This window comes from Halomonas sp. TP35, assembly GCF_052375975.1.
GTDB classification, from domain to species: Bacteria; Pseudomonadota; Gammaproteobacteria; order Pseudomonadales; family Halomonadaceae; genus Vreelandella; species Vreelandella citrativorans.
On sequence record NZ_JBQSUZ010000011.1, the window covers coordinates 50,632 to 69,112 of the forward strand.

At 56.8% G+C, this 18,481-nt stretch carries 16 protein-coding genes; 10 read left to right on the top strand and 6 right to left on the bottom strand.

Features of this window, described 5'->3' with window-relative positions:
• The first annotated feature begins 4 nt into the window (after positions 1–4).
• Entirely contained in the window at positions 5–1,201 is a 1,197-nt protein-coding gene (locus tag ACT3RU_RS13060; RefSeq protein ID WP_483392718.1) for a WD40/YVTN/BNR-like repeat-containing protein, read from the top strand.
• A gap of 32 nt (positions 1,202–1,233) precedes the next feature.
• Here ACT3RU_RS13060 and ACT3RU_RS13065 read toward each other — a convergent pair whose 3' ends face one another.
• Entirely contained in the window at positions 1,234–2,175 is a 942-nt protein-coding gene (locus ACT3RU_RS13065) for a hydroxymethylglutaryl-CoA lyase (RefSeq protein ID WP_192527890.1), read from the bottom strand.
• A gap of 10 nt (positions 2,176–2,185) precedes the next feature.
• Complete coding sequence (locus ACT3RU_RS13070; RefSeq protein WP_192527891.1) at positions 2,186–3,391, bottom strand: CaiB/BaiF CoA transferase family protein; 1,206 nt, start codon at positions 3,389–3,391, stop codon at positions 2,186–2,188.
• A 150-nt stretch (positions 3,392–3,541) separates the two neighbouring features.
• Between ACT3RU_RS13070 and ACT3RU_RS13075 the strand changes: the two genes are divergently transcribed.
• From ACT3RU_RS13075 to ACT3RU_RS13090, 4 genes are all read left to right on the top strand, one after another.
• On the top strand, positions 3,542–4,444 hold the full coding sequence (locus ACT3RU_RS13075) for a LysR family transcriptional regulator (protein WP_192527892.1): 903 nt from the start codon (positions 3,542–3,544) through the stop codon (positions 4,442–4,444).
• 299 nt (positions 4,445–4,743) lie between these two features.
• Positions 4,744–5,730: a TRAP transporter substrate-binding protein gene (locus ACT3RU_RS13080; protein ID WP_087111111.1), complete on the top strand. Its 987-nt coding sequence runs from the start codon at positions 4,744–4,746 to the stop codon at positions 5,728–5,730.
• A gap of 57 nt (positions 5,731–5,787) precedes the next feature.
• The gene (locus ACT3RU_RS13085) at positions 5,788–6,327 is read left to right on the top strand and encodes a TRAP transporter small permease (protein ID WP_192527893.1); all 540 of its coding nucleotides are present in this window, start codon (positions 5,788–5,790) and stop codon (positions 6,325–6,327) included.
• Positions 6,324–7,619, top strand: a complete 1,296-nt coding sequence (locus ACT3RU_RS13090; RefSeq protein ID WP_192527894.1) for a TRAP transporter large permease — start codon at positions 6,324–6,326, stop codon at positions 7,617–7,619. The genes ACT3RU_RS13085 and ACT3RU_RS13090 overlap by 4 nt, the downstream gene beginning before the upstream one ends.
• Positions 7,620–7,673: 54 nt before the next feature.
• Here the strand turns inward: ACT3RU_RS13090 and ACT3RU_RS13095 are convergent, their stop codons facing one another.
• Genes ACT3RU_RS13095 through ACT3RU_RS13105 form a run of 3 tightly spaced genes read right to left on the bottom strand, consistent with a single transcriptional unit; the run spans position 7,674 to position 11,610 of the window.
• Positions 7,674–9,110 carry an FAD-binding oxidoreductase gene (locus ACT3RU_RS13095; RefSeq protein WP_192527895.1) on the bottom strand — a complete coding sequence of 479 codons (1,437 nt, stop codon included), beginning with the start codon at positions 9,108–9,110 and terminating at the stop codon, positions 7,674–7,676.
• Positions 9,107–10,411: an L-fuconate dehydratase gene (locus tag ACT3RU_RS13100; protein ID WP_192527896.1), complete on the bottom strand. Its 1,305-nt coding sequence runs from the start codon at positions 10,409–10,411 to the stop codon at positions 9,107–9,109. Before ACT3RU_RS13100 ends, ACT3RU_RS13095 begins: the two co-directional genes overlap by 4 nt.
• Positions 10,412–10,446: 35 nt before the next feature.
• Positions 10,447–11,610 (bottom strand): fumarylacetoacetate hydrolase family protein, encoded by a 1,164-nt coding sequence (locus ACT3RU_RS13105; protein ID WP_192527897.1) that lies wholly within the window; start codon positions 11,608–11,610, stop codon positions 10,447–10,449.
• A gap of 327 nt (positions 11,611–11,937) precedes the next feature.
• Between ACT3RU_RS13105 and ACT3RU_RS13110 the strand changes: the two genes are divergently transcribed.
• The 5 genes from ACT3RU_RS13110 (at position 11,938) to nanR (ending at position 16,892) form a co-directional block, all read left to right on the top strand.
• Positions 11,938–12,939 (top strand): sialic acid TRAP transporter substrate-binding protein SiaP, encoded by a 1,002-nt coding sequence (locus ACT3RU_RS13110; RefSeq protein ID WP_192527898.1) that lies wholly within the window; start codon positions 11,938–11,940, stop codon positions 12,937–12,939.
• A 57-nt stretch (positions 12,940–12,996) separates the two neighbouring features.
• Positions 12,997–13,539, top strand: coding sequence for a TRAP transporter small permease (locus tag ACT3RU_RS13115; RefSeq protein WP_192527899.1), 543 nt, complete (start codon positions 12,997–12,999; stop codon positions 13,537–13,539).
• Positions 13,540–13,581: 42 nt separating this feature from the next.
• Positions 13,582–14,961, top strand: a complete 1,380-nt coding sequence (locus tag ACT3RU_RS13120; protein WP_225733859.1) for a TRAP transporter large permease — start codon at positions 13,582–13,584, stop codon at positions 14,959–14,961.
• Between the two features lie 55 nt (positions 14,962–15,016).
• Complete coding sequence (locus tag ACT3RU_RS13125) at positions 15,017–16,093, top strand: Ldh family oxidoreductase (protein WP_192527900.1); 1,077 nt, start codon at positions 15,017–15,019, stop codon at positions 16,091–16,093.
• 76 nt (positions 16,094–16,169) lie between these two features.
• Complete coding sequence (gene nanR / locus ACT3RU_RS13130) at positions 16,170–16,892, top strand: transcriptional regulator NanR (RefSeq protein WP_192527901.1); 723 nt, start codon at positions 16,170–16,172, stop codon at positions 16,890–16,892.
• 11 nt (positions 16,893–16,903) lie between these two features.
• Here the strand turns inward: nanR and ACT3RU_RS13135 are convergent, their stop codons facing one another.
• Positions 16,904–18,481: an aldehyde dehydrogenase (NADP(+)) gene (locus ACT3RU_RS13135; protein WP_192527902.1), complete on the bottom strand. Its 1,578-nt coding sequence runs from the start codon at positions 18,479–18,481 to the stop codon at positions 16,904–16,906.

Here is an 18,481-nt window from a genome sequence, read left to right on the forward strand (position 1 = left end):
AACTATGCGTCGAGTTCGATGGGCAATCGCCGTACTGATCATTGCAATAGCCGGATATGTCATAGGGAGTGGAGATATGTGGGAGAGTATTAGTAACGACTTTATCAAGGAAGATACCCCTTATGGCCCTGGGGATTTTCGGGTGCATGGCGAGCAAGTACTATCAATGAAGCTAACGAATCCAGAGGTTACCACTAAACCTGTTGAGGAGCGTAGTGACCCAGACCGAGCTGAGTTTACCGAGAGTTGGATGTATGACCCGGGTGAATCAGCCAATCGTCGCTCCGTACGCATCCTTGGAGGTTCGCTTGAGCAGGGCATAGAGCGGCGCTTCGAAGAGTACGCACAGCAGGCAGACTGGTGGCTTTCTCCCGACTGGAACACGCTTTATCTTGCGACAGGCTGGTCGGATCGTTCTGTTAATAAGCCCCGAGGACAGCGTTATCACCCACAAGCCACTCAGCTATTTAAATCCACTGATCATGGCGAATCCTGGGAAAAAATGCGCTGGCCCGAAAATCAAAATATTTCGGCTCTGCGGTTTATCGATGCCCAGCGCGGTTACCTGATTGGTTGGGGCCCCCATATTTGGCGTACCGAGGACGGCGGTGAGCATTGGGAGGAAATTCCTGTTCCAAAGGGCGCGCGTAACCCTGAAAACGAACGTCAGCGTTTCGACCTGGTCGCGCTGGGGCAGGATGACGCGCTGCGCATGGCGTTCTTCGATGAGGCCCGTGGCGAGAGCGTCATCTACTCGCTTCCCTGGGGCGAAGACGAACCAATCTTCGACGTAGCAATAGGTGATTATGGGGTTAACGACATCGCCGCCAATGAACAGGGCGAGGTCTATATTCTGGCCCGCAAGGGGCGCCCCATGTCCTTAATGCCCAGGGAACAGCTTGTTCACCACCCCAGCTCTGTTTGGCACTGGAATGGCGAGCAGTTAGCCGAGCTGCATGAGTTTGATAGCGATCTGGTGGGCTATGCCCTGTATATCACGCCGGAAGAAGGACTGTTGTTTGACGGCGTTAACGAAGGCAGCCTGCTGGGCAAGGATGTCACCGCCGTTAGCTACGATGGCGGCGGCGACTGGAAGATAGAAAACGAAGGGCGCAGCGCCGAGGGTGGCTATTACGATACCCGTACAGGCGAACGGTGGCGTGTCTCTGGTTATTCGCTCTATCGGCGGGAAATTCCTTGAATTGTAACGAAAGGAGTTACTAGAACTAGCGCTCAGGCATGGGCTACTGGCATCGCATAAAGCCGGGTCGATTTACCCGCTTTCACCACCTGCCCCGGTACCTCATGGCCGATAAGCTCGGGGAGAGTAGCGGCGACGTTAAGCAGGGCGTCCAGGTCAACGCCGGTGTCCACACCCATGGCTTCAAACATATGCACTAGATCCTCGGTGCATACGTTGCCGGTGGCGCCGGGGGCAAAGGGGCAGCCGCCCAAGCCGCCAAGTGCTGAGTCGAAGCGGGTAATGCCTGCCTGCCAGGCTGCCAGGGCATTGGCCAGGCCCATGCCGCGGGTGTTGTGAACATGCAGGGTAAACGGCGTTTCGGGCCAGCGCTCAAGCACCGCTTCACACAGACGTTTGACCTGAGCTGGGTTGGCCATGCCGGTGGTGTCGCACAGCGTGACACCCTGGATGCCCAGCGCAATCAGCTGTTCAACCAGTTCCAGTACCCGCGCTTCGGGCACTTCGCCTTCAAAGGGGCAGCCAAACGTGGTGGAGAGCGAGGCGTTGATAAACACGCCGCTGCCCTGCGTCACGTCCAGGATAGCCGCGAACTGCTCAAGGGATTGCTGGGGCGTCATGCGCAGGTTGGCTAGGCCGTGGCTATCGCTTGCTGACATCACCAGGTTGATCTCATCAACGTTGCAGGCAAGCGCGCGCTCGGCACCTTTTACGTTAGGTACCAGCACGGTGATATCTACGCCTTCCCGGCGCTGAATGCCGGTAACAACGTCGGCGGCATCGCGCAGGTTGGGAATCGCCTTGGGGGAAGTAAACGACGTCGCTTCGATGCGCTTGAGACCCGTGGTGGAGAGTGCGTCAATCCAGCGGATTTTGTCCTGTGTGGGTACAAAACGCGCTTCAATTTGCAGGCCGTCACGGGGGGCGACTTCATTGATTTCGATTCTCAAAGGGCAGGGTGATAACTGGCTCATAACAAACTCCTTAAATGATGCCTGCTTGGCGCAGTTTGGTGCGGGTTTCTTGATCGATACCCAGCTCGTCCAGTACGTCGTCGGTATGCTGACCGAGGCTCGGGCCGCCATTGCCCAAACGCCCAGGCGTGGCGCTTAGCTTGGGCAGTACGCCGGGCACTTTGAGCGGTTGGCCATTGGGGCGGGTAAAGGTTTGAATCATCTCCCGCGCCAAGTAGTGAGGGTCAAAGGCGATATCTTCAGCGGTATAGGGGTAGCCGGCGGGCACCCGGGCATCGTCCAGGGCTTGTAGAATGACATCGCGCGGGCGTTCTAGCGTCCAGGCTTCAATGGCTGCGTCAATCATGGTGGCTTGCCGGCTGCGCCCATCGTTATGGGCAAGCGCTGGGTCGCTTCCTAAATCCTCGCGGCCAATCACGCCCATCAAGCGCTTAAAAATGCTGTCGCCATTGCCGGCGATGAGCACGTAGTCGCCGTTCAGGCAGCGGTAGGCGTTTGAAGGCGTAATGCCGGGAAGGGCGCTGCCGCTGGGCTCGCGGATCTGGCCGCTGGCATCAAACTCCGGCAGCAGGCTTTCCATCATGGCAAACACTGATTCATACAGCGCTACATCAATTTCCTGGCCCAGGCCGCTGCGGTCGCGCTCTTGAAGAGCCAACAAGGTGCCGATCACCGCGTAAAGGGCGGAAAGCGAGTCGCCGATGCTCACGCCCACCCGCACGGATGGTTCGTCCGGCTGGCCGGTAAGGTAGCGTAGCCCGCCCATTGCTTCGCCAATTACGCCAAAGCCGGGCTTGTCGCGGTAGGGGCCGGTCTGCCCGTAACCCGAAATATGCACCATGATCAGCCGTGGGTTGAGGGCTGATAACGCTTCCCAGCCTAGCCCCCAACTTTCAAGCGTGCCGGGGCGAAAATTCTCCACGACCACGTCTGCCTCGGCGGCAAGCTGGCGCACCAGGGCCTGGCCCTCTTCGCTGCGTAAGTCCAGCGCCACTGAGCGCTTGTTGCGGGTCTGCACGTGCCACCAAAGCGAGGTGCCGTCTTCAATCATTCGCCATTTGCGAAGTGGGTCGCCGGTGCCGGGCGGCTCAATCTTGATTACGTCAGCGCCAAACTCACCCAGCAGTTTGGTGGCGAAGGGGCCGGCAATTAGCTGGCCTAGCTCAAGTACTTTTAGGTCCTGTAAGGGAAGCTTGCGCGCTTCAGGAGCGTTCATTAAGGCTCTCCTCTACTTGTCGTTATTCGTAGTGAGCGCCAGCATGGGGCAGCCGTTTAGAGGCGACAATTAGGCAATGGGTAACAAAGGGTTCGTGGCTGGCGAAGGTATGCGCTAGCATGGGCAGACTGTTAGTTAAGAGATTTGATCATGCGCCGCTTCGACTTTGTCACCCTTAAACTGTTTATTTCTGTGGCAGATGAAGGACGCCTGACGGCAGCGGCTGAGCGTGAGCATTTAGCGCTTGCTGCGGTGAGTAAGCGGATTAGCGACCTTGAGGCGCTGGTCGGGACCACGCTGCTGTATCGCCGCCCCAGAGGCGTTGAGCTAACCCCCGCTGGCCAGGCGTTTCTGCACCACGCCCGGCGCATTATGGATAATATCGAGCGCCTGGAAGCGGAGCTAAGTGAATATGGCGAAGGGGTGCGCGGCCATGTGCGCATCCACTCCAACACCTCGGCCATTATTGCGTTTCTTCCTCAGGATCTCAGCACTTTCTCTCACCACTATCCCGATATTAAAATCGACCTGCAGGAGCGGGTGAGTAGTGAAATTGTGGCCGCCGTGCGCGATGGATTGACCGATATCGGCATCTTCGCTGGGCATGTCGCGGCACCTGACCTCCAACAGCTTTCGTACCGGAATGACCGGTTGGTATTGGTAACGCCTGGCAATCACCCGCTGGCGGCGCGTGAAAGTATTGCCTTCAATGAGGCGCTCGACTTCGATTTTATCGGCCTCCAGCAGGATGCCTCGCTGCAAGCACTACTGCATGAACAAGCCAATATTGCTGGCAAGGCGTTACGGATGCGCATTCAGGTGCGTAGCTTCGATGCCATTTGCCGCATGATTCATCATGGGATGGGCGTGGGCATACTGCCTGAAAAGACCATCTATCGTGAACTGGGCGATCTGGAGTTGAACAGTATTCCGCTTAGCGACCCTTGGGCGCAGCGCGAACTGGTGATCGGTATGCGCCGCTACGCCACGCTACCGGCCACTGCCCGTCATTTAGTCGATCATCTGGTTAAGGCTGAAACGACGTCTTCTTAAAGGCTACGCGTCCCCCTTCGGGTTCGCGTTTGGAGAAAGCTCATTAACATTCTGAGCCCTCCCTTACCGGCTGCCCCTGAATAAATCAGGCTAACGACTGCCGGTGCTTCTTCATCTTTAGTCGTATGCTGTTTTACGAGAGCCCTCAAACGCCCGCTGTCATGGAGTCTCCAGCCATCGTATTTTGCGAAGTCAGCCTTCTTGAACGTCGATTTGAGCGTACCGGCGGCTTGTTTCAAGATCGATAGAACAACATCGCACCATTCTGCCTATAACGACAAATTGAGAGAGTACATCTCATGCAAAAATCACTGTTTGCCACGCTCACCGCGTTAGGCATTTTAGCGGTTGCTCCCTTCGCGCTGGCCAACCCGATTGAAATTCAAGTTAACAACACCATGAGTGAAGGCGGCTCTGAAAGTGCAGCGGTTGAACGCTTTGCGGAGTATCTGGAAGAGCAGGCGCCGGGGCGCTTCAACGTACGGCCTTTCCTCGCGGGCTCCTTGGGCGGTGAAGATTCCGTACTGGAGCTGCTCAACCTGGGCCAGACCCAGCTTTCACTCACCGGTGGCAACTGGCGCCAGCAATATGCGCCGGAGTACGACGCCATTACCGTGCCCTTCCTGTTCACGACCTGGGATGAGGTAGACAGCTATATCGATAGCCCATCGGGCCAGACGCTGATCGAACAGGCAGAACAGCAGGGCGGCCTTAAGTTTCTGGGTGTTCAGCACCGTGGCCCACGTCATATGACCGCCAATAAAGAAATCCATACGCCAGAAGATTTGCAAGGCTTCCGGCTACGCCTGCCGTCATTACCGATCTGGCTAGAGGTCTGGGAGGAACTGGGCGCGCAGGTAGTGAACGTGCCCGCGCCGGAAATCTATCTCGCCATGCAGACCCGCCAGGTTGATGGCCACGAAAACTCCCTCTCTTCGCCCTACACGCGGCGCTTGTGGGAAGTGCAGGACTATCTCATTACCACCAGCCACGTGCAGTTCCCCTGGAGCTGGGTTGCCAGCGCGCGTTGGTGGGACGGCTTGGAGGAAGAGGATCAGGCGCTGATTTCTGAGGCGGTTGATGTCGCTCGTGCCTACGGCACCGAGCAGGAGCTTGAACTGGATGATTTTTATCTGGATGCCCTTCAGGAAGAGGGTATGACGGTTGTCCAGCCGGATACTGAAGCCTTCCGTGAAGCGGCCATGCCCGCCATTGATCGTGTGCTGTCAGAAATGGCCGACGGTGTACGCGACGACGCTATCAGCGCGAGCCAAGCAAGCGACTGATCATCACCAGGTGGCGGCATGATGATGCCGCCACCGTCTTAGGTAAGGAGTTATCTTGTGGATGGAGCACTGCCACCCGCAAACGGAGCCGATCGTTTGGCTTTTTATACCCTGCGCTATGTCACCCGCCTATGCGATGCCGTGGGTGTAGCGCTATTAGTCGGCATTTTAGGCTTGATCGTGGCCGCCGTGGTTGCCCGCGATTTGCTCAACTGGGGCATGCCCTGGAGCGAGGAAGTCGTCTCGCTGCTGGCTATTTACGCCATTGGTTTTGGCTCGATCTCCGCTTGGGTGCGCAGCGACCATCTGGTCGTGGACCTGTTTAGTCACCGGCTGAGTGCGCTGGGTCATCAGGTGCAGTATCGGATGACGGCCATTATCTCTGTCGGTTTTTTCGTGCTGGCGAGCTGGGGCGCCTGGATCATGTCCGATATGAGCGCCAACAATAAAACAGTTTCGTTGAGTATCAGCTTTTCCTATCTCTATTACGGCTTGTTATTCAGTTTTGTGGCCATGGCGCTGATTGCCACCTGGCAGACTTTACGTGGCCCCGTCACGTGGTTGAATAAACCTGCTCACGAGGAGATAACGCCATGATGGAACTCGCGATATTCGTCGGCGGGTTGCTGCTGTTAATGATGATTGGCCTGCCCGTGGTGGTGTCGATTGGGGTTACCTCGTTTATTGCGCTGGCGGTAACCGGGGCTGGCGGTTTGCCGGTTGAGCTGCTTTCTCTGCGCATGGTGCAAACGCTTAATAATTTCACCTTGATGGCGATTCCGCTGTTTATCCTGGCGGCCAACATCATGAACCTGGGATCGACCACTACCCGGATATTTGATTTTGCGACGGCTTTGGTGGGCTTTACCAAAGGCGGGCTGGGCCACGCCAACGTAGTGGCGAGTTCTATCTTTGCCACCATGTCCGGCACGGCGGTGGCCGATGCCGCGGGGCTTGGCAGTATCGAAATCAAGGCGATGAAAGAGCGCGGCTATGCCTTGGACTATACGACTGGAATTACCGCAGCTTCGAGTGTAGGCGGCCCGATTTTACCGCCTAGTATCGCGCTGGTGGTTTACGGCTGGCTCGCCAATGTAAGCATCGGTGGGCTCTTTATGGCGGGACTCGTGCCGGGTATTTTGATGGCGCTGCTGCTTATGGGCATGACCGTTTTACTCGGCGCTACGGGAAAAGTCGTGATGCCCGCTCCCGTGCCTTTTGATGCAGGCGAGGTCGTACGAACCGGCAAGCGGGCCATTTTACCCTTGATGATGCCTGCGATCATCGTTGGCGGTATTTGGGGCGGCTTCTTCACACCGACAGAAGCCGGCGCGATTGCCTCGCTGTATGCGGTGATACTGGGTGGGGTGATCTATCGTGACTTGAGTTTGAAGAGCCTGTACGACGCGTTTCGGCGCACGCTGATGTTCAGCGCGGTCATCCTGCTGATCATTGCGGTATCAAGCTTTTATGGCTGGATTCTGGTGCGTATGGGCATTCCCCAGGCGCTGGCCGGTCAAGTGGCCAGTGTCGATATGCCCACTATTGCGCTGTTGATTTGCTTTGCGCTGTTCTTCTTGCTGATCGGCTGCTTTATGTCGGTGATAGAAAGCATCCTGATCTTTACACCCATTGTGGTACCGGCGGCGTTGAGTGCCGGTTTGGACCCGGTGCATTTCGGTATCGTGATGGTAATTACCCTATCGGTTGGGGTGATTACGCCGCCGTTCGGCACGGTGCTGTTCATGATGGTAGGCATTACACGACTGCGTTACGGCCAGGTGGTCAAGGCGGTACTGCCGTTTTTGCTGCCTATTATAGCGACCATTCTGCTGTTGATTGCTGTACCAGGATTGGCCACTTGGCTGCCTGGGGTGATGGGCTATTGATATGGCTAATCTCGCCGCGCTGGAAATCCCTGCGCGGCGAGGTTGGTTTGGCGATTAGCCTTTGTCAGGTGAGTAGTTAGGCAGAATACGCCCGGGGTTCATCAACCCTTTCGGATCGAACAGGGCTTTAACTCCGCTGATCAACTCCCGCTCTAAAGGCGAAAGCCGCGCCAGATAGGCGGCCTGCTTGGTACGTCCAATGCCGTGTTCGGCGCTGATGCTGCCGTGAAACTCATCGAGCACGTCAAAAAGTTGCTCTTCCAAGGCGTGCAGATGGGCTTTTTTATCCGCGTCAGGAAGCGCAGCGGGCGGCAGGATATTGAAGTGCAGATTGCCATCGCCCACGTGGCCGTAAGCGATGATCTCGCATTCGGGAGACGCGTTCATTACTACATCACTGGCGCGAGTGACAAAGTCTGGGATGGCTGAGATAGGTATTGAGATATCGGTACGCAAATGCTCGCCGCGCCGCCGCTGACCTTCCAGCATGCTTTCGCGGAACTGCCACAGCTGCGCGGACTGGGTATCGCTGGATGCCAGCGCTCCATCAAGTACCAGCTCACGCGCCATACCGGTTTCCAGCAGTTGCTCCAGCATGGCGCCTAGATCTACCGGCCCCGTGGCTGCGACTTCCATCAGTACGTACCAAGGGTAAGCGCTTTCCAGCGGATCGCGTAGCTCAGGCGTTGCCTCTATCGCAAGCTCAATGCAGCGGCGGGGAATGAGTTCAAAGGCGGTCAGCAAATCGCAGCAGTCGCGTCGTGCTAAACCATATAGGTCGATCACCGCCTGGACCGATGGCAGGCCGAGCAGGGCGGTGCGGTTCTGGGTCGGGCGAGGCGAGAGTTTGAGCACTGCGCCGGTAACGATCCCCAGGGTGCCTTCACTGCCCAGAAACAGCTGTTGAAGGTCGTAACCGCGGTTGTCCTTATGCAGGGCATTCAGGCTATCCAGCACGCGCCCATCCGGCAGCACGACCTCAAGACCAAGCACCAGCTCGCGCATCATGCCGTAGCGCAGCACATTGAGTCCGCCTGCGTTAGTGGCGATGTTGCCACCAACCTGGCAGCTACCCTGCGCGCCTAGCGAAAGCGGAAACTCGCAGTCATGCTCAAAGGCAGCCAGCTTGACGTTTTCGAGAATACAGCCCGCATCCACCGTGATGGTGAAATTGATCGGATCAATGGCGCGTACGCTATTCATACGCTCCAGACTGATCACCAACTCCTGACCGCTTGCGGCGGGCAAGGCGCCTGCCACTAGGCCGCTGTGACCGCCCTGGGGCGTCATCGCGATACCTTGTGCATAGCAGCGCCTGACGACCTCAGAGACTTCGGTTGTATCTGCCGGGCGTGCCACGGCCAGCGGCATGCCCAGCGTATCACCGGCCCAGTCGCTGACGTAGCGCGCCATGGCCTCCGGCTCGCGTAGCAGGCCACGCTCGCCCAGCAGGCTATTCAGCTCATTTAGAAAGGTAGCGGTGTCTGTCATTGGCCCACTTCCTGCCAGGCTGCACCCTCAGGGTAGCGATGCTGTGCCTGGGACTCAGCGTGCATGGCAATGCTGTAGCCTGGTGCCTCGGGTACCTGATAACGGCCATGGTTGATCACTACCGGATCAATAAAGTGCTCGTGAAGATGATCCACATACTCAAGCACCCGCCCTTCAAGCTCGCCGGATACCGCGATGTAGTCAAACAACGAGATGTGCTGGGTGTATTCGCACAGCCCAACGCCGCCACCATGCGGGCAAACCGGTACGCCGAACTTGGCGGCCATGAGTACTACTAGAATTACTTCATTGAGGCCACCTAGGCGGGCAGCGTCCAACTGGCAGTAATCAATGGCATCCGCCTGAAAGAACTGTTTGAACATCACTTTGTTGTGGCAGTGTTCGCCGGTAGCGACCCCGATAGGCGCGACGCGGTGGCGGATCTCCGCGTGACCCAGAATATCGTCGGGGCTGGTGGGTTCTTCGATCCACAGTGGGTCAAATTCAGCTAGGCGGCGCATTTTGGCGACGGTTTCGTCAACTTCCCACACTTGGTTGGCGTCCATCATCAGCACGTTGTCCCAGCCGATCACTTCTCTCAGTAGCGCGGCACGGCGGGCATCCTCTTCAATATCGCCGCCAATTTTCTGTTTAAAGTGGGTCCAGCCTTCTGCTAAGGCTTCGCGGGCCAAACTGCGCACTTTTTCATCGCTGTAGCCAAGCCAGCCTGCGGAGGTGGTGTAGCCGGGGTAGCCATCGCGGCGCATTTCGGCTTCACGTGCTGCTTTACCGGGGGCTTGGCGGCGCAGCAGGCAGATCGCTTCTTCAGGCGTTAGCGCATCGGTCACAAAGCGGAAATCAAGGCAGCGCACCAGCTGCTCCGGGGTCATATCCACCAGAAGTTTCCATACCGGCTTACCTTCGCGCTTTGCCCACATATCCCACACAGCGTTAACGATGGCGGCGGTAGCCAAGTGAATCGCGCCTTTATCGGGGCCAATCCAGCGCAGCTGACTGTCGCCGGTGAGCTCGCGCCAGAACGCGCCCATATTGTCGGTAATCGAGGCAAGTTCGCGACCTTCGATCAGCGGCGCCAAGGAGCGTACGGCGGTGACTACAATCTCGTTACCCCGGCCAATGGTAAAGGTTAAACCATGGCCTTCCGGGCTATCGTCATCGGTATGCAGGATGACATACGTGGCTGAATAATCGGGTGCTGCATTCATGGCATCCGAGCCATCGAGCGAGCGCGAGGTGGGGAAGCGGATATCCTGGATATCAATGTGTGTAATTGTTGTCATTGCACTCTCCTGGTGTGATTTAAAAAGTGAAAAGATCAGCGGCGGGCCAAGTGACGCATCAGCTCGCGAATGCCGTAGGTCCAGGGCGGCAACTGATCGCTTCTGCCCACCGGGTTAACCAGTGAACCCAAGGCTGGGGTAGAAATAGTGACGCGATCACCTAGGTGGTGAGTAAAGCCCTGGCCTTTGCCATCGCGGTCTTTGATAGGGGAGAACATCGTACCCAGAAACAGCATGAAACCATCAGGGTACTGGTGGTGATCACCGATGGTTTGGCGTACCAGGTTCAGCGGGTCGCGGCTGATTTCACGCATATCGCTCTCGCCTTGAAGCAGGAAGTCGTCATCCTCGCCTTCAATACGCAGTGAGACTTGGCAGTTGCGCACGCTATCGATAGTAAAGTGGTCATCAAACAAGCGAATAAACGGACCGATCGAGCAGGAGGCGTTGTTATCTTTCGCTTTGCCAAGCAGTAGAGCGCTGCGCCCTTCAACGTCGCGCAAGTTGACATCATTGCCCAGGGTGGCGCCACGCACCTGGCCGCGGCTGTCCACGGCCAGCACGATTTCGGGCTCAGGATTATTCCACTCCGAGGAGGCATGCAACCCCACTGGCGCACCAAAGCCTACCGAGGAAAGCGGCTGTGCTTTGGTAAACACTTCCGCATCGGGGCCGATACCTACTTCCATATATTGTGACCAGCCACCGCGCGCCTGAAGCGCTGTCTTAAGCGCCATGGCTTCTTCAGACCCGGGGGCAATCTTGGAAAGGTCGGTGCCAATCAGTGCCTGCAGGTCATCCCGCAGCGCAACGGCTTTAGCCGGGTCGCCGCCCGCCTGCTCTTCGATTACCCGCTCAAGTAAGCTGACGGCGAAGGTGACGCCACAGGCTTTAACGGCCTGAACATCGCAGGGGGCAAGCAGGTAGGGCGCTTGAGGTTGAGCCTGTTGGGAATTCGCCAGCAGCGTCTCGATGCTGCCCAATGATGCACCCTCTGCGCGCCGCACCACCTCCAGCACATCGTCGCGCTCCAGTAGGTCAGCCATGGTGGGGCCAAACTCTGTAATATCGATGACGTTGCCTTCGTGCACCGTGACCAATGCGGGGCCCGGGTGTGTGCCATCCAGCCATACGCGGCCCACAAGCAGGGCGTTATCCAGGTCGGTGGGAAGGGTATCGGTCAGAGATAGTGGTTGCATGAGCGCCTCCTGATGTTCAGGCGACCGGCCGTTGATACCGGGTCGCCTATGTTGTTATAGATGCTGTTATAGATGGTTGTTATAGATGGTTGTTCTGTATGACAGGTATACCAGAGCATGACTTACTCTAGCGCACCGCTACATTTCGGGTCGATAGGTAAATCTGTTTAGATGAAGGTAGTTGCGCAATTGAAGGCCACCAGCTAGGTTTTAAACTGCTGGTATGATACGTATACAGCAAGATGGTCAGCTACATCCGCTATTGCTATTCGCAAGTGCTACTCGCAAATAACCAACAATAAATCCAATGGTTGTGAGGAAAATAAGATGCGCTACAAAAGCCAATACCACCTAGCCATGTCTCGCCTGTTCACCGCTACGCTAATCGCTGCAGGTATCAGCGTGGCCGGTGCGGTACAGGCCGCCGAGAACCTGCGTTTTGCCCACGTTTATGAAACGTCGGAACCTTTCCATAAGTGGGCACTGTGGGCGGCGGATGAAATTGAAGAGCGCACCGATGGCCGTTACACCATGGAGGTATACGCCGCTTCTTCTTTGGGTAAAGAGGAAGATATTAACGAAGGGCTTGGGCTAGGTACGGTGGATGTCATTTATACCGGCACGCAGTTTGCTGGCCGCGGTTATGGGCCAATCGGTATTGCGGGGGCTGCGTATATGTTCCGTGATTTTGATCACTGGCAGGCCTTTGCTGACAGTGACCTGTTTCAGGAAATTGCCCGGGGCTACCAGGATGCAACCGGGAACGTGCCATTGACGCTCAATTATTATGGCGAACGCCATGTAACGTCGAATGCGCCGATCAATACACCCGAGGATATGGCTGGCCTCAAAATACGTGTGCCCAACGCGCCGATGTACATGATGATGCCTAACGCAGTAGGCGCTAACCCCACCCCGATTGCTTTCGATGAAGTCTACCTGGCCCTGCAGCAAGGCGTGGTTGACGCGCAGGAAAATCCGCTGCCAACCATTCGCGCCAAGGCATTTCATGAGGTACAGGATTACATCAATCTGACCGGCCATATTACTGATTCGCTGATCACGATCGTAGGTGGACCGCGGTGGAACCAACTGAGCGAAGAGGATCAGGAAATATTCCGCGAGGTGTTCCAGGAAGCTGCTGAGAACAACACCCAGGATATCCTGCAGGCTGAGGCAGAGCTGGTCGCCTGGTTTGAGGAACAGGGTAATACCATCAACGAAGTAGATCGCGACATCTTCCGCGAGGCCGTCATGCCCGCTCATAACGGCACTGCCGCCACTTGGGACCAGGAAATCTACGATCGTCTGCAGGCTATCGGCCAATAATCCAACCTCAGCGAGCACTTCGCTAACTTTTTAGCGAAGTGTCTGGAGTATTGTGCCATGAGTGACGCACGCGAAGATGTACCGCCCAGCATTGACCCGATGGTGGATTTTGAATCCGCCTTCGACGATGCCCCCTTCAAGCTGAGTGATTATCGAATTGAAGACTTTGTGACCCTGACGCTGTTCTGGGCACTTATCCTAGTGGTCTTCGCTCAGTTTTTTAGCCGCTATGTGCTGGGCAGTTCTATCGGCTGGACCGAGGAAATTGCCCGATATCTGCTGATTGGGGTTGGCTTTTTGGGCAGCGTAATGGCCGCCCGCAACGGCAGCCACATCATGGTGGAGTTCTTCTACCATTACATGCCGGAGTGGCAGGCACGCTTACTGGAGCGCTTGGTGGGGCTGGTTAGCCTTGGCTTTTATATAGCAATGGCGTGGATCGCCTATCAGCTGGCAGCACGTACCAATAGCCTGATGGTGTCGGTTGACCTGCCCAAGAGCATCATCTATTTCACGGTTTGTGCGGCATTTTTATTAATGGCGCTACGTACCATCCAGCGGCTTTATCTGAGGTACCGGGATCGTACCGATGTCGCTTGAAAAGTGGTTTCCCATCATGCCATTTTTATCGAGAGGCCTGCTATGTCCCGAATCTCCATGATGCGCTGGCAAAAACCGTTAGTGTCGCCGCTGCTCTCGGCACTGGCCGTGCTGGGTTGCGTGATATTACCGCTGATGGGCTATGACCTCGGCTTCTTGTTTTTCGCATTATTCACCATGTTGGTGCTCGGGGTCCCCATTGCGATTAGCTTGGCGGGCGCCTGTCTGATGTTTGTACTGATCACAGGCCAAGTGCCCAGCATCGTCATAGCGCACCGCATGATCAACGGCATCGACAGCTTTCCACTGCTGGCCATTCCGTTTTTTATCTTTGCTGGCAGCCTGATGAATAACGGCGGCATCACAGAGCGGATTTTCAATTTTGCCAAGGCCCTGATGGGCTGGATGCGCGGTGGGTTGGGGCACGTGAACGTGGGCGCCAGTATCGTGTTCTCTGGAATGTCAGGGGCGGCCGTGGCGGATGCCGGTGGCCTTGGCATGATTGAAGTGAAGGCGATGAAAGATGCGGGCTACGATGAGGAGTTTGCGGTGGGTATTACCGCGGCCTCATCCACCATCGGGCCGATTATCCCGCCGAGTTTACCCATGGTCATTTACGGCGTTATGGCCTCAGCCTCTGTGGGCCAACTGTTTGCAGCCGGGTTAATTCCTGGGCTGTTAATGGGGGGGATGTTAATGCTGATGATCTTTATCATCTCGCGCCGGCGGGGCTATCAGCGTGACGCGATATTTTCGATGCGCGTGCTTGGGCATACCTTTAAGCGGGCTTTTCTATCCTTAATGACGCCCGTCATTATCGTGGGCGGTATTATCACCGGTGCTTTTACCCCTACCGAGGCGGCGGTCGCTGCTGTGTTTTATGCGCTGATACTGGGAGTAGTGGTTTACCGCACCCTGACCTGGCGGAAATTGTTAAAAGTCAGTATGGAAACCATCGAGACAACCGCGGTAATCCTGTTCATTGTCTCTTCAGCATCGATATTTGCCTGGATACTCACTAGTAATCAGGTTACCCAAAACGTGATTGCCTTAATGGGGCCCTTTGCCGATAGCAAACTCGCCGTACTGATGATGGCCAACATTGTACTCATCATTGTCGGCTGCTTTATGGAAACTATTGCCGCGATCACCATCCTGGTGCCGGTCCTGTTGCCCATGGCGGTTGCCGTCGGTGTTGATCCCGTTCATTTTGGCGTGATTATGGTGCTCAACCTGATGATCGGCCTGTTGACGCCGCCGGTGGGAATGGTGCTCTACGTACTTTCCCGAGTATCCAATGTCAGCTTTGAGCGCTGCATGCGAGGAACCATTCCGTTCCTGATTCCGCTGGTGATCTGCTTGCTGTTAGTAACTTTTATTCCGGCTATTTCCATGTGGCTTCCCACGCTGATATACCGTTGAGCACGACCGACTGATTAGCCGTTAACAACAATATTAGGCTTTGGAGTATTGCTTGATGACCGATACGTCATTGGGTTTTCGCGTTACCCGTGAGGATTTAACGCGCTTTATGCAAGCGGCGCTTGTGGCTGCTGGCGCCAATCAAGCATCTGCCGATGCCGTGAGCCGAGCGTTGGTAACCGCCTCACGCATGGGTACAGATAGCCACGGGTTACGTCTATTGCCGCATTATTTACAGGCGCTGAAAGGCGGGCGTATCAACGGCGCGCCTGACATGGTGTTCCACCAGCGCTTGGCAGCAACGGGCTCTTTAAATGCCGATGATGGGTTAGGCCATCTGGCAGGCTACACCGCCATCGAGCATGCCATGATGATGGCAGGCGACGTGGGAATGGGGGCTGTGGCGGTCGGTAACTCATCGCACTTTGGGGCAGCGGGATGCTATGCGTTGGCCGCGGCCGAAAAGGGCTACCTAGGCATGGCGTTCTGTAACTCGGATCCGTTCGTGCTGCTCCATGACGGCGCCAAGCCTTTTCACGGCACTAATCCTATCGCCTTTGCGGCGCCGGTAGCTGGGGGCGCGCCGTATTTGCTGGATATGGCGACCAGCTCGATTCCCTGGAACCGCGTGCGGCAGTTCGGGGCGATTGGTCGCGAACTGCCGGATCAGGTGGCTGCTAATGCTGAAGGTAAGGTGAGCCGCGTGCCTAGCGAGGTTACAGCATTGCTGCCGTTAGGAGGCAGTAGCTTTGGGTTTAAAGGCGCAGGGCTTGGCGGCATGGTCGAGATACTTAGTTCGATGCTCTCGGGAATGCAGCACGGCTTCAAACTTTTACCCATGGGTGGACCAGATATGTCGACGCCGCGTGGCGTGGGGCATTTCTTTTTAGCGATGAAGCCCGATGCGTTTGTGGAAGAAGGCACTTTTGCACGCGGGCTGGCTGAATATTTAGCGGATCTACGTGCCCAGCCTGCCACTCAAGGCACGCAGGTAATGGCGCCAGGTGATCGCGAATGGCGCTGCCAAGCGCAGCGCGATGCCGGCGGCATTCCGCTGGATTCTGCCAATCAGTCGGCTTATGCAGAGATCGCTAAGCAGTACCAGCTAGCGCCGCTGTTTCGGCTCGATTGAAGGTACAGTTGAAGGATTGCAATGGGAAATGCAGTAAAGTGGCGGTGAATTCCAGGTTAATCAGGAGCGACTGCCTATGAGCAGATACCGGATCGAGCGTAAAACGCTGTCTGAACAGGTCGCCGAACAGCTCGAGGCAGAGATTCTTGAGGGGCGGCTAAGCGAAAATGATCAATTGCCTTCAGAACGGGAATTGATGGAGCAGTTTGGTGTGGGCAGACCCGCCGTGCGTGAAGCGCTGTTCCATTTGCAGCAGCTTGGGCTAATCGCGATCAACAGCGGTACGCGTGCCAGGGTGATCCGACCTACTGCCGAAGCCGTCATGGCGAGGCTTTCTGGCGTTACCCGACAATTGCTTTCCAAGCCTGATGGGCAGCAGTATTTTCAGGAAGCCCGGGCGATGTTCGAGATATCGCTGGCGCGTCATGCTGCGCGCCACGCAAGCGACGAGGATTTGATGCGATTGCGCGATGCGCTGTCAGACAATCGTGACGCTATTGGAGATGAGGCTCGTTTCAAGCGCTCCGATAACGACTTCCATGGCGTATTGGCGAGTATCGGCCGCAACCCGATCTTTGATGCTATTCACGTGGCGCTTTCTGAGTGGCTGGATGATCGACGCGCTTTGGTATTACAGCAAAAGGACGAAGATAAGGCGGCCACTGCTGCTCATACTGAAATCATCGAAGCGATCGAGTCCCGGGACCCTGATGCGGCCGAGGCGGCCATGCGGCGCCACCTCGACCGTCATTACGGTACCTATAGGCAGCTTAAAAAGCGCCTATCGGATGCTTCTTAACGTTGCTGGGGCTAGCCCTCACGCTTACCATCCACCAGTCGCGAAACCTTAAAAGGATTATCGTCGCGCAATGCTTCAGGCAGTAAGCCAGCAGGCAGGTCCTGATAGCAAACCGGGCGCAGGAAGCGATAAATCGCGGCGCTGCCGACAGACGTAGTGCGGCTGTCGGACGTTGCCGGGAACGGTCCTCCATGCACCATCGCGTGGCCCACTTCGACCCCGGTCGGCCAGCCATTGGCCAGGAGTCGGCCGGCGCGCTGCTCAAGCGTGGGAAGAAGTGATTGTGCGGCCTCCAGGTCGCCATCGTCCATTTGCAGGGTAATCGTCAGCTGACCTTCGAGCTGGTCGGCAACACGCTGCATCTCCCGCGCATCAGCGCACTCAATGACCAGCGAGGCAGCGCCGAAGATTTCGCCCTGAAGCGCGTCATCGTTAAGGAAGTCCTGAGCGCTGGCTACAAATAGCCCCGGTTGACAGCTATACGGGCCGCTACCTGACTGACCACGGGCTACTTCCTTGACGCTTGGTTGGTCCGAAAGGGCGGAGACACCGCTTTGATACGCCTCATGGATGCCGGGCGTCAGCATCGTTTGGGCGCCGCTGGCTTTAACGGCTTCCCCAGCGGTAGAGATAAACGCATCCAGGTCAGCGCCTTTAAGGCCAATGACCAGGCCAGGGTTGGTGCAGAACTGGCCAGCACCCATGTTTAGCGAGGCAACAAAGCCTTCGGCAATCTTGTTGCCGCGTGCTTTCAGCGCCTCGGGGAACAGGAATACCGGGTTGATGCTGCTCATCTCGGCATAAACAGGAATAGGCTCGGGACGCGCTTGGGCAGTCGCCATCAAGGCCATGCCGCCGCTGCGCGAGCCGGTAAAACCAACCGCTTTAATACGCGGGTCTGAGACCAGCGCCTGGCCAATATCGCGACCTGAGCCGAACAGCAGCGAAAACACCCCTTCCGGCATGTTGCACTTGGCCGCAGCGCGTTGAATAGCGCGGCCTACCAGCTCAGAAGTGCCGGGGTGGGCAGAGTGGCCCTTGACCACCACCGGGCAGCCTGCTGCCAGTGCCGAGGCGGTATCGCCCCCTGCTACGCTGAAAGCCAATGGGAAGTTGCTGGCACCGAACACGGCCACGGGGCCAAGCGGAATATGGCGCTGACGTAAGTCGGCACGCGGCATGGGTTGGCGATCAGGCTGGGCCGGGTCGTAGCGTAAATCCAGCCATTCGCCTGCGCGCACTACCGAAGCGAACAGCCGTAGCTGGCCGCAGGTCCGACCCCGCTCGCCTTCAAGGCGTGCTTCAGGCAGGCCGGTTTCGGCCACGCCACGCTGGGTCAGGTCAGCACCAATGGCCTCAATTTCTTCGGCAATGGTTTCCAGGAAGTGAGCGCGCGCTTCAAGTGAGGTTTCGCGGTATTGATCAAACGCCGCCTCGGCAAGCTGGCAGGCTTTTTCAACCTCGGCGCGGCTACCACCGGGATAGCGCGGCTCCAGCGTTTCGCCGGTGGCCGGGTTAACGGCAACAATATCGACTTGAGTACCGGTGACGGCCTGTTGACCGATAAGTTGTGTGCCTTGCAGTGTCAT

Bases quoted from the DNA above. Each gene is read 5' to 3' on its own strand.
- ACT3RU_RS13065 (WP_192527890.1), bottom strand. From the start codon at position 2,175: ATGAGCCAGTTATCACCCTGCCCTTTGAGAATCGAAATCAATGAAGTC.
- ACT3RU_RS13095 (WP_192527895.1), bottom strand. From the start codon at position 9,110: ATGACAGACACCGCTACCTTTCTAAATGAGCTGAATAGCCTGCTGGGC.
- ACT3RU_RS13100 (WP_192527896.1), bottom strand. From the start codon at position 10,411: ATGACAACAATTACACACATTGATATCCAGGATATCCGCTTCCCCACC.
- ACT3RU_RS13075 (WP_192527892.1), top strand. From the start codon at position 3,542: ATGCGCCGCTTCGACTTTGTCACCCTTAAACTGTTTATTTCTGTGGCA.
- ACT3RU_RS13060 (WP_483392718.1), top strand. From the start codon at position 5: ATGCGTCGAGTTCGATGGGCAATCGCCGTACTGATCATTGCAATAGCC.
- ACT3RU_RS13120 (WP_225733859.1), top strand. From the start codon at position 13,582: ATGTCCCGAATCTCCATGATGCGCTGGCAAAAACCGTTAGTGTCGCCG.
- ACT3RU_RS13080 (WP_087111111.1), top strand. From the start codon at position 4,744: ATGCAAAAATCACTGTTTGCCACGCTCACCGCGTTAGGCATTTTAGCG.
- ACT3RU_RS13115 (WP_192527899.1), top strand. From the start codon at position 12,997: ATGAGTGACGCACGCGAAGATGTACCGCCCAGCATTGACCCGATGGTG.
- ACT3RU_RS13090 (WP_192527894.1), top strand. From the start codon at position 6,324: ATGATGGAACTCGCGATATTCGTCGGCGGGTTGCTGCTGTTAATGATG.
- ACT3RU_RS13110 (WP_192527898.1), top strand. From the start codon at position 11,938: ATGCGCTACAAAAGCCAATACCACCTAGCCATGTCTCGCCTGTTCACC.
- ACT3RU_RS13125 (WP_192527900.1), top strand. From the start codon at position 15,017: ATGACCGATACGTCATTGGGTTTTCGCGTTACCCGTGAGGATTTAACG.
- nanR (WP_192527901.1), top strand. From the start codon at position 16,170: ATGAGCAGATACCGGATCGAGCGTAAAACGCTGTCTGAACAGGTCGCC.
- ACT3RU_RS13105 (WP_192527897.1), bottom strand. From the start codon at position 11,610: ATGCAACCACTATCTCTGACCGATACCCTTCCCACCGACCTGGATAAC.
- ACT3RU_RS13135 (WP_192527902.1), bottom strand. From the start codon at position 18,481: ATGACACTGCAAGGCACACAACTTATCGGTCAACAGGCCGTCACCGGT.
- ACT3RU_RS13070 (WP_192527891.1), bottom strand. From the start codon at position 3,391: ATGAACGCTCCTGAAGCGCGCAAGCTTCCCTTACAGGACCTAAAAGTA.